11 protein-coding genes are annotated in these 12692 nt (G+C 67.8%); 4 read left to right on the top strand and 7 right to left on the bottom strand.

What is annotated here, in order from left to right:
* Positions 1–87: 87 nt before the first annotated feature.
* Positions 88–801 (bottom strand): response regulator transcription factor, encoded by a 714-nt coding sequence (locus tag ACZLIF_RS03295; RefSeq protein ID WP_002811889.1) that lies wholly within the window; start codon positions 799–801, stop codon positions 88–90.
* Between the two features lie 88 nt (positions 802–889).
* Positions 890–1534, bottom strand: a complete 645-nt coding sequence (locus ACZLIF_RS03290; RefSeq protein ID WP_053516417.1) for an arylesterase — start codon at positions 1532–1534, stop codon at positions 890–892.
* A gap of 75 nt (positions 1535–1609) precedes the next feature.
* On the opposite strand from ACZLIF_RS03290, the gene ACZLIF_RS03285 reads away from it, so the two are divergent.
* Both ACZLIF_RS03285 and ACZLIF_RS03280 read left to right on the top strand, forming a co-directional pair.
* The gene (locus ACZLIF_RS03285; RefSeq protein ID WP_080375229.1) at positions 1610–2257 is read left to right on the top strand and encodes an ABC transporter ATP-binding protein; all 648 of its coding nucleotides are present in this window, start codon (positions 1610–1612) and stop codon (positions 2255–2257) included.
* Positions 2254–4761: an ABC transporter permease gene (locus tag ACZLIF_RS03280; protein ID WP_053516419.1), complete on the top strand. Its 2508-nt coding sequence runs from the start codon at positions 2254–2256 to the stop codon at positions 4759–4761. The genes ACZLIF_RS03285 and ACZLIF_RS03280 overlap by 4 nt, the downstream gene beginning before the upstream one ends.
* 103 nt (positions 4762–4864) lie before the next feature.
* Here the strand turns inward: ACZLIF_RS03280 and ACZLIF_RS03275 are convergent, their stop codons facing one another.
* The 5 genes from ACZLIF_RS03275 to ACZLIF_RS03255 all read right to left on the bottom strand — a co-directional run bounded on the left by ACZLIF_RS03275 (position 4865) and on the right by ACZLIF_RS03255 (position 10170).
* Positions 4865–5791, bottom strand: coding sequence for a DUF6607 family protein (locus tag ACZLIF_RS03275; RefSeq protein WP_053516420.1), 927 nt, complete (start codon positions 5789–5791; stop codon positions 4865–4867).
* A 73-nt stretch (positions 5792–5864) separates the two neighbouring features.
* Complete coding sequence (locus ACZLIF_RS03270; protein WP_128989158.1) at positions 5865–6464, bottom strand: ChuX/HutX family heme-like substrate-binding protein; 600 nt, start codon at positions 6462–6464, stop codon at positions 5865–5867.
* Between the two features lie 4 nt (positions 6465–6468).
* Complete coding sequence (locus tag ACZLIF_RS03265) at positions 6469–8661, bottom strand: TonB-dependent hemoglobin/transferrin/lactoferrin family receptor (protein ID WP_478462321.1); 2193 nt, start codon at positions 8659–8661, stop codon at positions 6469–6471.
* 150 nt (positions 8662–8811) lie between these two features.
* Entirely contained in the window at positions 8812–9006 is a 195-nt protein-coding gene (gene hemP, locus ACZLIF_RS03260) for a hemin uptake protein HemP (protein ID WP_005412278.1), read from the bottom strand.
* Positions 9007–9198: 192 nt separating this feature from the next.
* Positions 9199–10170, bottom strand: a complete 972-nt coding sequence (locus ACZLIF_RS03255; protein ID WP_053516475.1) for a potassium channel beta subunit family protein — start codon at positions 10168–10170, stop codon at positions 9199–9201.
* A gap of 192 nt (positions 10171–10362) precedes the next feature.
* On the opposite strand from ACZLIF_RS03255, the gene ACZLIF_RS03250 reads away from it, so the two are divergent.
* Complete coding sequence (locus ACZLIF_RS03250; RefSeq protein ID WP_053516424.1) at positions 10363–11661, top strand: NupC/NupG family nucleoside CNT transporter; 1299 nt, start codon at positions 10363–10365, stop codon at positions 11659–11661.
* Between the two features lie 25 nt (positions 11662–11686).
* A complete protein-coding gene (locus ACZLIF_RS03245) occupies positions 11687–12652 on the top strand; it encodes a ribokinase (RefSeq protein WP_053516425.1) in 966 nt (321 codons plus the stop codon).
* The last annotated feature ends 40 nt before the right edge of the window (positions 12653–12692 follow it).

Raw genomic sequence — 12692 nt, 5'->3', positions numbered from 1 at the left:
CCGCCGACACTGCCGGTCGGTCATCCCCTGCCCTGTTGCCCGTCCGCTACCGCACCGGGCCTGCAGCTGCACCGGCACGGTCCCTGCTCAGGCCATCGGCTGGGCGATGTCGGCAATGCGATAGCCGGCGCTCTGCACGGTATGCAGCAGCGGGCGATCGAACGGCTTGTCGATGATCTTGCGCAGGTTGTACAGATGGCTGCGCAGGGTGTCCGAATCCGGCAACCCGTTGCCCCAGATCTCGCGCTCGATTTCCTGGCGGGTGACAACCCGCGGCGATTCGCGCATCAGAATCGTCAACAGGCGCAGGCCGATCGGCGACAGCTGCAGTTCGGTGCCGGCGCGGGTGGCGCGCATGCTGACCGGATCGAGCACCAGGTCGGCGACCTTGAGCACTTCCGAACCCACCTGGCGGCGTTCGCGGCGGATCAGCGCGCGCAGGCGTGCTTCCAGTTCCTGGATCGCGAACGGCTTGGTCAGGTAGTCATCGGCACCGAAACCCAGGCCGGTGAGCTTGTCGTCCAGCGTATCGCGCGCGGTCAGCATCAGCACCGGCGTCGATTTGCGCGCATCGTTGCGCAGCCGCCGGCAGACTTCGATGCCATCCAGCCGCGGCAGCATCAGGTCCAGCACCACCACGTCATAGCTGTTCTCCGCCGCAAGCCGGTAGCCGTCCAGGCCATCCTGTGCATAGTCGACTTCGAAGCCACGACCTTCCAGGTATTCGCCGATCATCTCGGAGATGTTGCGGTTGTCTTCGACCACCAGCACCAAGCCGGAAGTCTCCTTCGTCTGACGCATGTGATTCCCTCTAACTTCAGCTTTGTGAAACATGCCGGATCGACGGTGGAGGCAATGTGAAGTTCCGTCAAGAGGTCCGATCCGCTGCTCAGAGCAGCGGCTTGAGCAGGGGCCAGACGTTGTCGAGCACCTTCGGCTGGGCCTGGGCGGTGGGGTGCAGACCGTCGGCCTGCATCATCCCCGGCTGCAGGGCCACCCCCTCCAGCAGGAACGGCAGCAGCGGCACAGCGTAGCGGTCGGCCAGCGCGCGGTAGGCGGCCGCCAGCCGCTGGCGGTACGCCGGGCCGTAATTCGGTGGCACATCGATGCCCAGCAGCAGCACCTTGGCGCCCGCCTTCTGGCTGGCCTGCACCATCTTTTCCAGATTGCCCTGCACCTGCGCCGGGGTCAGCCCGCGCAGGGCGTCGTTGCCCCCCAGAGCGATCACCACCACGTCCGGCTTCTCCTTCGCCAGCAGGCCCGGCAGCCGGGTCAGGGCGCCGGCGGTGGTCTCGCCGCTCATGCTGGCGTTGACGATCCGCGCCGGCGTTTTCGACTGCTGCCTGACCCGCTGCTGCAGCAGGCTGACCCAGCCGGCATCGGCAGGGATATTGTGGGCAGCACTGAGGCTGTCGCCGAGCACCAGGACGGTACCGGCCGGACCTTTGGCACAGGCCAGCCCGGGCAACAGCAGGAACCCTAGCAACAGCACCATCATCATGCCGGCTCGCCGGCTCCATCCCGTCTTGCGCATTGGAGTCTCCTCATCGACAGCCTGTCCCCCCGCAGCGCGCCCGTCGCCATCGCCGTCGACCAGGTCGGCAAATCCGTGCATGGCCCGGAGGGTGAAGTCCACATACTGGACAACATCACTTTGACGGTCCATGAAGGCACCAGCGTGGCCATCGTCGGCGCCTCCGGCTCCGGCAAGACCACCCTGCTCGGCCTGCTCGCCGGGCTGGACCTGCCCAGCCGCGGTCGCATCGCTCTGGCCGGGCACGAACTGTCCAGCCTGGATGAGGAAGCCCGCGCGCAGCTGCGTGCTCGCGAGGTCGGCTTCGTCTTCCAGAGCTTCCACCTGCTGCCGGCGCTGACCGCCGCCGAGAACGTCGCCCTGCCACTGGAGCTGGGCGGGCGCGAGGATCGCGCGCGGGTGGACGCCGTGCTGGACCAGGTCGGGCTGGCCCATCGCGCCCGCCATTACCCGCGCCAGCTGTCCGGCGGCGAACAGCAGCGCGTGGCATTGGCGCGTGCCTTCGTCACCCGGCCACGCATCCTGTTCGCCGACGAGCCGACCGGCTCGCTGGACCAGAGCACCGGCCAGCACATCAGCGACCTGCTGTTCGAGCTCAACGCCGGCAGCGGCACCACGCTGGTGCTGGTCACCCACGATCTGCGCCTGGCCCAGCGCTGCCAGCACATCCACCGCATCGACAACGGCCGCCTGCAGGCGGTCGCGCACGAGGCCCGCGCATGAACCTGCTGCGGCATGCGTGGCGCGCGCTGCGCCGCGAAGCCCTGGCCGGCGACCTGCTGACCGTGTTCGCCGCGCTGGTACTGGGCGTGGCGGTGATGACCGCGGTCGGCACGCTGGTGAACCGGGTCAACCTGGCACTGACCAGCAGCGCTGCGGAGATGCTCGGCGGCGACCTCGGCGTCGCCGGTCGTGACGACCCGCCGGCCGCCTTCGCCGAAGAGGCCAGGCAGCGGGGACTGGCATCCACCCGCATGGCCAGTTTCGGCACCGTGCTGTTCCAGGGCGATGCCAGCCAGATGGCCAGCATCAAGGCGGTACAGGCCGGCTATCCGCTGCGGGGGACGCTGCGGGTACGCAGCACGCCCGGTGGTGCGCTGATCGACGATGCCGGCATGCCGCCGCAGGGCCAGGCCTATGCCGATCCCCGCCTGCTGCAGGCGCTGGGGTTGAAGGCCGGCGATGACCTCGAGTTCGGCGCCGGTACGCTGCGCATCGCCGGCATCATCGAGGCCGAACCGGATGCCGGCGGCGACCTCCTCACGCTGTCGCCGACGTTGCTGGTCAATCGCGCTGATGTCGACGGCACCGGCCTGCTCGGTCCCGGCAGCCGCATCAGCTACCGGCTGATGTTCGCCGGGCCGGCCGACCGGATCGCGGCGTTCCGGCAATGGCTGCAGCCACAGGTGAAGGGCATGCGCCTGCTCAGCGTGGATGACACCCAGCGCGGCGTGCGCCAGGCGTTCGATCTGGCCGGGCGCTTCCTCGGCCTGAGCGCGCTGCTGGCGGTGCTGCTGGCCGGCGTTGCCACCGCGCTGGCCGCCAACCGCTTCGCCCTGCGCCGCATCGACCAGGTGGCGATCCTGCGTTGCCTGGGAGCACGCCAGCGCGACATCCTGCTGGGCCTGGCACTGCAGCTGCTGATGCTGGCCGTTCCGGCCTGCCTGCTCGGCATTGGACTGGGCATGGCCGCGCAGGAAAGCCTGGTACAGGTGCTGGGCAGCCTGATACCGCAGCGCCTGCCGCTGCCACAGGCAACACCGGCGCTGACCGGTGCAGGCATCGGTCTGTTGCTGCTGTTCGGCTTCGGCCTGCCGCCGCTGCTGCGCCTGCGCGGAGTGCCGCCGATGCGCGTGCTCAACCGCTCCTTCGCTGCACTGCCGCCCGCCTCGCTGCTGGCCTACGTCGCCGCCCTGCTGGCCAGCCTGGTGCTGGCCGTGCAGGTGACCGGCGACCTGAAGCTGGCCCTGTGGGTGCTGGGTGGCCTGGCCGCTCTCGCCGCAGCGGCGGGCCTGGGCGGCTTTGTGCTGCTGCAGGTGCTGCGCAGCCTGCAGCACCGCCTGCACGGCAACTGGCGGCTGGGATTGGCCGCCCTGACCCGCCGCCGGATGCTGGCGGTGATGCAACTGGTGGGCCTGTCGCTGTCGCTGTGCGCGCTGCTGCTGCTGGCCGTGACCGGGCCGGGGCTGCTGCAGCAGTGGCGCGAGCGCCTGCCGGAGGACACGCCGAACTACTTCCTGATCAACATCCAGCCCGAACAACGCGACGGCGTGCTGGCAGCATTGCGCGCGCTGGGTGCGGCCGATGCCAGCATCGAACCGATGGCCACCGGCCGCCTGATCGCGATCAACGGCAAGCCGCCGGTGCGCGTGGACCAGGCGCAGGACGGCCAGGGGCGGGAAAACGGCCCGCGCGAGGACGACGACGAGAACCGGCCACTGAACTTCAGCTGGCGCAGCACCTTCCCGCCGGCCAATACGCTGCTTGAGGGCCACTTCTGGAAGGCGGACAGCACTGCGCCCGAAGCCTCGGTGGAAACCGGCTGGGCCAAACGCTACGGCGTCTCGACCGGCGACCGTATCGGCATTTCCGTGGGCGAGCAGCAGCGCGAGTTCACCGTGACCAGCGTGCGCAAGGCGGACTGGAACACGTTCCGGCCGAACTTCTTCGTGCTGTTGAATCCGAACGCCGTGGGCGACACCCCGCACAACCTGCTGTCGGCGTTCCACCTCCCGGCCGGCCAGGCAGCCGGGCTGGGCGAACTGGTGCGTGCACAGCCGAACCTGTCGCTGCTGGACGTGGATGCGGTGATCTCGCAGGTGCGCGACGTGATGGAACGGGTGGCGCAGGCGGTACAGCTGGTGATGGTGTTCAGCCTGCTGGCCGGCGTGCTGGTCCTGCTGGCTGCCCTGCAGGCCACGGCCGGCGAGCGCCGCTACGACAGCGCGGTACTGCGCACGCTGGGCGCGACCCGGCGCCAGCTGCGCGGTGCGGTACTGGTCGAGTTCGGGGCACTGGGCACGCTCGCCGCGCTGCTGGCGGTGGGCGCCACGGCCGTGATCGGGCTGGTGGTGTCGCAGAAGGTGTTCGAGCTGCCGCTGCTGCCGCCGTGGCCGGGCCTGCTGCTGGGCGGCGTGGTCGGCATCGGGCTGAGCCTGCTGGCGGGCTGGTGGGGCACCCGGCGCATCCTGCATACCCCGCCCGCCCTGGCCCTGCGCGAGGCCTGACGAAGGCGCGCCCCGGAAGGCGTGCCGGGCAAGCCCGGCACCCTTCCTTGCGGTAGGCCACGCCATGCGTGGATCCGGCTGTGGCCTCGAGCATGGCTCGACCCTACTGGGCCTTTTCCACGTACCTGGCGAACACTTCGTCGATCTGCGCGTCCTTCACCTGCTTGCCATCCTGCAGGTCCTGCGCCTGGGTGAACAGCGGAATGATCATCGCCATCCCATCCAGCTTGGTCTTCAGGTGCACGCCCGGAGCCTGGGTCAGGAAACCGTCCCAGCGCTGGCGCACCTTGGCCCAGTAGCCGGCGGTGGCCTTCCAGTAGTCGCGCGCCGGGGTGAAGTCGATCTCGGTGGTCTTCACGTAGTCGTTGAAGCCGAACTCGCGCGCGATCTCCACCTGGCTGCCGTCGGCGTTGCGCTGCACCTTGGTGTTGAACTGCTCGTGGGTCCAGCCGTTCGGGGTGAGCGTGTGGCGGTTGACCACCGCCAGCGCGTTGTAGTCGCTGCGCTTGGTGTACTCACGGCGCGGCAGCGGGCGCCAGCTCAGGTCGCTGGTCCAGCTCGGCACGTTGTTAGTGTAGGTCCATTTGCCGGTGCCGCAGTAGCGCGGTGCATCGCTTACTTCATACACGCACTGGGTCCAGGCGCCCTGGTTCACCGCCGCCGGGATGCTGCGTACCCGCCAGGTCTGGTCGGCACTGAACTCGAAGCGGTTCGGGGCCTCGTAGACCCAGTCCTGGCGCCAGTGCTTGGTGATGTGGCCGCTCTTCTCGTCCAGCAGCAGGTGTTGCAGCACGATGCGCTTCGGGGTGTCCTCGACCACGATGACCATTTCATTGCCGCCGCTGCGCATCGCCGGCGCGCGCTCGTAGCCCGGCTTCAGCAGCACGGTTTCGTCGAAGGCGAAATCCACGGTGTACTCGCCCTGCATGGCCAGAATGCTGTCGTGATCGCGGGCGATGTCGGAGGGCTGCGCGCTGGCCACGCCGCTGCCGGCGAGCAACAGCAGGACGCTGGCTGTCTGGAATTTCATCGGGGTCTTCCTTCGGGGTTGCAGGTTCGTTGAGAGGCCATCCGTGGCCGTCGGGCGTTCCATCAGGAACAGATCAGAGGCGGATCAGCGGCTGGTCGCCGGGAATCCGTGGTGGCGGCCGGCGCGCGGCGTCGGCACAGCAGCAGTCGTCGACGGCCAGCTCGCCCTCTGCGCCTTCCAGGCGCGCGATGCGGCGTGCGGTGGCCGCGCCCAGCGACGACAGCGTCGACAGGCTGGCCGCCAGGGTGCGGCCGTCATCGGCGGCATGCAGGCGCAGCGCACACAGGCGCCAACGCTGGCCGCCGAGATGACCGGCCAGGCGCCGCCACAGGCGTTCACCGACACTGCCGTCGCTGTCGTGCTGTGGGCCCGGCGGCAGCGCGGCCACCAACCGGTCCCAGGCCAGGAAATCGCTGTCCGGCAGCAGGTACAGGCGCCACACGCAGCGGCCACGGCCGTCAAGGAAGCACAGGCTTTCGCGCAGGCCCTCGCTGTCCACGCCCTGGCAGGCATGCACGCGCACCGCCTGGCGCCAGCCGCCAAGCTCGTTGCCGTCGGCGTGGTAGAGACACAACACGGTGCCAAGCGTGGCCAGCTGTGCCGGGGTCGGCCATGCCGCGCGGTGTGGCGCGGCGATGGAGTCATTCCTGCGTGCGGACAAGGCTCGGCTCATGAGGTCACCAGGACACGGCAAGGCTGGCGGAGAAGGTACGACCCGGGCTGGTGTAGCGATCCAGCACGCGGCTGGTCGGCGACAGCGTCGTACCCACGTTGGACCAATCGATGTAGCGTTTGTCGCCCAGGTTGAACACGCCTACGTTGAAGGTCGCACCCGGGGCGAAGTTCCAATGTGCCATCAGGTCGGCCACGCCATAGCCGGCCGGGCGGTACACCGTGGCCGAGGCGACGCGGTCCTTGCGCTTGACGAACGTGCCGGCCAGTTCGACACCCCAGGCATCGGTGTCGTACATCAGGCCGACGGTGCCGCGCAGCGGGTCGACCGAATCCAGCGGGGTGTCCTCGGTCTTGTTGTCGCCGCGCGACCAGGCCACGGAACTGCGCAGTGCCCAGCCCTGCAGGGTCGGGCTGATCTGGCCGAAGTCGACGCCGGCCTTCAGTTCAGCGCCGTAGATGCGGGCGTCGGCGATGTTGCGCGACTGGAACACCATCAGGCCCTGCGCATTGGTGCCGACCAGCGACTGCGACTCGATGAAGTCCTTGTACTCGTTGTAGTAGCCGCTGACGCTGACGTAGGCAGCCGGCGACAGGAAGCGCAGGCCCAGTTCCATGCCATCACTGGTTTCCGGCTTCAGGTCCGGATTGGGAATGGCCGTGTAGCCGAAGGCGAAGTTGGTGAAGCCGAGATTGACGTCGTTGTACGGCGGCGAGCGGAAGCCGTGCGAGTAACCGGCAAACAGCGACCATTCGTCGGTGAAGCGATAGACCATGCCAAGCTTGGGCGAGACGCTGGTCTTGGTCAGCTTCGCCACCGCCACGCCGGGATTGTCCTCGGCGAAGATGTTGTCCACTTCCGGCTTCAGCTCGTAGCGGTCCACGCGCACGCCCGGCACCAGCGACAGCTTGCCGCCAGCCATGCGCATTTCATCCTGCGCATACAGGCCCAGCTCGGTGGTCTTGCTGATCGGGAAATCGCGTACCGGGAACGCATCGGGCAGGATGGTGGTGCTGGTCTGGCCGTTGGCCAGTACCTGGAAACCATCGCGCTTCTGGCGGATCTCGGTGCGTGCACCCTCGAAGCCATAGGTCAGCGCGTGCTCGACGCTGCCGGTGCTGAAGGCCTTGTTGAACTGCGCCTGCAGGCCGTACACACGCTGGTCGAAGTTGAACTCGCGGTGGCGACGGCTGCGGTTGGCACGGTCCTCATCGGTGATCTGGGTGGTTTCGCTGTGCTGGGTATACAGCTGCCAGTGCAGGCTGTCGGCGAAGCCTTTGTTCAGCGCATCCATTTCATGCGCGAACGACACGCGGGTGCGGTTCTGCTTGTCGCGCGCCTTCATGCCGGTGGTGGTGGTACGGTCGATCGAAGACAGCACGTTGGTCTCGGTCTTGTCTTCGTTGCCTTCCACGGTCAGGCGGAAGCGCTGGTCCTCGCTCGGTGCATAGACCAGCTTGGCCAGACCGCTGCGACCGTCGCGGTCCTGCGGGTTGGGGGCGGTGCGGGTGTTGTCGTTGCTGCGCACGTCACCCTTGTTGTCGGTTTCCTGGCCCTGGCGATGGTTGATGTTGACCATGCCGCTCCAGTGTTCGCCGCCGAACGCCGTGGTGACACCGCCGAGCAGGCCCTTCCATTCACCGTCGTAGCCGAACTTCAGGCCGACGTAGCTGTCCTTGCCATCCTTCAGGTAATCGGCCGGATCCTTGGTGACGAAGGCGACCACGCCGCCCAGCGCATCGGAACCGTACAGCGAGCTGGCCGGGCCGCGCACGATCTCCACGCGCTTGAGCGTGTCCAGATCGGTGAAGTTGCGGTTGGCGTTGGAGAACGAACCAATGTTGAAGCTGGTCGGCATCGCGATGCCATCGGTCTGCACCCGCACACGGTTGCCGTCCAGGCCACGGATACGGATGCTGCCCAGGCCGAAGCGCGCGGCGCTGCGGCTGACCGACAGGCCCGGCTCGTAGCGCAGCAGATCCTTGATGTCCTGGACCAGGTGCCGGTCCATCTGCTCGCGGTCGATCACATCGACCGTAGCGGCGACGTCGCTGACCGCGCGTTCGGTGCGCGTGGCGGTGACCTGCACGCGATCGAATTCGCGCGCATCGGGCGCGGCGCTGGCGGCAGTGGCAGCGTGGGCGGACAGCGGCAGCGCCATCCAGACAGCAAGGCAAAGGGCGGTATGGCGGGTCATCGGGTTCGTTCGGTCAGGCAGGGGAACCCCCGGCCACCGGCACGCCGGAGCGTACGCGGTAGACCGAGGGGGAGAGAGCAGGAGCGGACGGGTCGCCCACCCTGCGGGCGGCGCCCGGCAGGAGGGAGGGAGGCGGGCGACCAGGCCGCGTTACTTGGTCAGGATCAGCTTGTCGTTGCTGGTGTGCCGCAGGCGATAGAAGCGATCGCCGTGCTGGATCAGGATTTCACGACGGCCCTTGAGCAGGGCTTCGCTGTCGATGACCTCTTCCGGCGGAACGACGCGGACCGGACGATCGCGGAGGGTCAGTGTTTCGGGGCGCAGCAGTACAGGTTGAGCGTTCATGAGCATCTGGACTCGTGCGAGGGACGAGTTAAATGATAATGATTCTCAGTTGACAATCAACAACCATTCTCAATTTGATTGATGAGATTAATGATCGAAATCCAGAATTCGATAGATTTCGTGAATCGAATGGCGGGCAACGGGGCCCCAGGGGTCGAGCACGGCTCGACTCCGGCGGGAAAATGCTCCAGGTCAGACGAAGGCGGCTTCGATCCGGGCCCAGCCGGCGGCGTCGATCTGCTCCAGCACTTCCAGGGCCTGCAGGTTCTGCAGCAGCTGTTCGACCCGGCTGGCGCCCAGGATCACGCTGGACACCTGTGGATTGCGCAGGCACCAGGCGATGGCCACGCTGGCCGGGGCGTGGCCAAGCTCGCGTGCCACCGCGCTGAAATGACGGACCTGGGCCAGGCGTGCCTGTGCATCGGCGCCCAGAACCAGATCCTGCAGCCACTCCATGCCCTCGCGGCCGAGCCGGGCGTCGGCCGGAATGCCACGGTCGTACTTGCCACTGAGCAGGCCGGACGCCAACGGCGAGAAGATGGTGGTGCCCAGGCCGGCCCCCGCATACAGCGGGGCGTATTCGGTTTCCACCCGCTCGCGGTGCAGCAGGTTGTACTGCGGCTGCTCCATCGATGGCCCCTGCAGGTTGTGTCGCGCGGCGATGTCCAGCGCCTGCTGGATCTGTGCCGCCGACCACTCGGACGTGCCCCAGTAGAGCACCTTGCCCTGCCGTATCAGGGTATCCATCGCGTGCACGGTCTCGGCGATCGGCGCGTCGGGATCCGGGCGGTGGCAGTAATAAAGGTCCAGATAGTCCACCCGCAGGCGCTTGAGCGCGGCATGGCAGGCATCGGTGACGTGCTTGCGCGACAGGCCACGCTGGGTCGGTCGCGGATCCTTGGCACTGCCGAAGAACACCTTGCTGGACACGCAGAACCCATCGCGCGGCAGGCGCAGGTCGGCGATCACATCGCCCATCACCTGCTCGGCGCGGCCATTGGCATACCCCTCGGCATTGTCGAAGAAGTTGATGCCATGGTCCCAGGCCGCGGCAACCAGGTTGCGGGCCTCGTCGCGCGGAATCTGGTCACCGAAGGTCACCCAGGCGCCGAAGGACAGGGCGGATATCGGCAGGCCGGTGGAGCCCAGGCGGCGGTAATGCATGCGAATCTCCTGCTGCGGGCCCGCATCCGGGCCGGAATCGAGCCCCATTCTACCCGTCGTGCCGACCGCAACCCCTTGCCGTTGCTGGCCCGATCGGTGCCGATGGCCGCGCGCACGCTGCTTTTCCTTGCCCCGGCCCCTGCCCTGCACTAGGCTTCCCGTTTTTCGCGACGCCCCAGGGGAGTCACTCACATGGTCGAAGGTTTGGGCAGGATCGGCTTCGGCCTGTTCGGGTTGGCGGTGCTGATCGGCATCACCTGGTTGTTTTCCAACAACAAGCGCGCGGTGGACTGGAAGCTCGTCGCCACCGGCATCACCCTGCAGATCGCCTTTGCGGCGCTGGTGATCCTGGTCCCCGGCGGCCGCGACGTGTTCGATGCGCTCGGCCACGGCTTCGTGAAGGTCCTGAGCTTCGTCAACGAGGGCTCGAAGTTCATCTTCGGCTCGCTGATGGACGTCCAGAACTACGGCTTCATCTTCGCCTTCCAGGTGCTGCCGACCATCATCTTCTTCTCCGCGCTGATGGGCGTGATGTACCACCTGAACGTCATGCAGGCGATCGTCCGGGTGATGGCGTGGGCGATCACCAAGGTGATGCGCGTGTCCGGTGCCGAAACCACCAGCGTCTGCGCCAGCGTCTTCATTGGCCAGACCGAGGCGCCGCTGACCGTGCGCCCGTACATCGCCAAGATGACCCAGTCCGAGCTGCTGACCATGATGATCGGTGGCATGGCCCACATCGCTGGCGGCGTGCTGGCGGCCTACGTGGGCATGCTCGGCGGGGGCGACCCGACCCAGCAGGCGTTCTACGCCAAGCATCTGCTGGCGGCCAGCATCATGGCCGCACCGGCCACGCTGGTGGTGGCCAAGCTGCTGATCCCGGAAACCGGCACCCCGCTGACCCGCGGCACGGTGAAGATGGAAGTGGAGAAGACCTCCAGCAACATCATCGACGCGGCGGCGGCCGGCGCCGGCGACGGCCTGAAGCTGGCGCTGAACATCGGCGCGATGCTGCTGGCCTTCATCGCCCTGATCGCCCTGCTGAACGCCCCGCTGACCTGGCTCGGCGAAGTGACCGGCCTGGCCGCACAGATCGGCAAGCCGACCAACCTGTCGACCATCTTCGGCTACCTGCTGGCACCGATCGCCTGGGTGATCGGCACTCCGTGGGCCGACGCCACCACCGTGGGGTCGCTGATCGGACAGAAGGTCGTGATCAACGAATTCGTCGCCTATACCGAGCTGTCGCAGATCGTGAACGGCCAGGTCGCCGGCGTGACCCTGTCCAACGAAGGTCGCCTGATCGCCACCTATGCGCTGTGCGGCTTCGCCAACTTCAGCTCGATCGCGATCCAGATCGGCGGCATCGGTGGCCTGGCCCCGGAACGTCGCCACGACCTGGCCAAGTTCGGCCTGCGCGCGGTACTGGGCGGTACCATCGCCACCTTCATGACGGCGACCATCGCCGGCGTGCTGACGCATTTCAGTTGAACCCTAGTTCGAGAAAAGATTCCCTATGAGCAGCAGTGTCGTTGTCGTCGGTTCCTTCAATGTCGATCACGTGTGGCGGTGCGAGTCGCTGCCGGCACCGGGCGCGACCATTGCCGGCCGCTACAGCACCGGCCCCGGTGGCAAGGGCTTCAACCAGGCCGTGGCCGCATGCCGCGCGGGCGCCGACACCCACTTCGTGTGCGCCCTGGGTGATGACGCCGGCGGTGCCACCGCCCGCGACCTCGCCGGCCAGGACGGTTTCGCGCTGATCGCCGAAGCCAGCAGCGAACCGACCGGCACCGCCGGCATCTATGTCGATGCACGGGGTCGTAACACCATCGTGATCGGCCCGGGCGCCAATGCCGCCCTGAGCACCGATTTCCTGCAGCAGCAACAGGCGCTGCTGACCGGTGCCCGGGTGGTGCTGGTGCAGCTGGAGTCGCCGGTGCAGACCATCGAGGCGGCACTGGCTGCCGCCCGCGAGGCCGGTGTCACCACCGTGCTCAACACCGCACCGGCCGACGCCCCCTCGACCATCGGCCTGCTCAAGCTGGCCGATGTGATCACCCCGAACGAGACCGAGTTCGCCGCCCTGCTGGGCCGCCATGTCGGCGAGCGCGTGGATGCCAACGACGTGGCCGCGCTGGATGGTGCCAGCCTGCATGCGCTGTGCCGCAAGCTGGTCGGCAACGGTACCGTGGTGGTGACCCTGGGCTCGGTGGGCGTGTTCGTTTCGCATGCCGATGAGAACCTGCGCGGCGACACCCAGCCGTACTACCGCGTGGGTGCGGAGCAGGTGCAGGCGATCGATACCACCGGTGCCGGCGACGCCTTCAACGGCGCGCTGGCCGCCTCCCTTGCCCAGCTGCCGGAGGCGCCGTTCGCACGCCATGTGCGCTTCGCCAACCAGTTCGCGGGCCGCTCGACCGAGAAGGAAGGCGCCGCAGCGGCGATGCCACGGCTGACCCCGGCCGACGTGGAAATCCGGTAGGTCCACGCCGCAGCTGCATGAACCGGCCCGGGCACGCAGG

This window comes from Stenotrophomonas sp. 2201_Sma, from assembly GCF_056486685.1.
The sequence above is the reverse complement of the archived record's forward strand: the minus strand, read 5'-3'. Positions and strand labels throughout refer to the sequence as shown.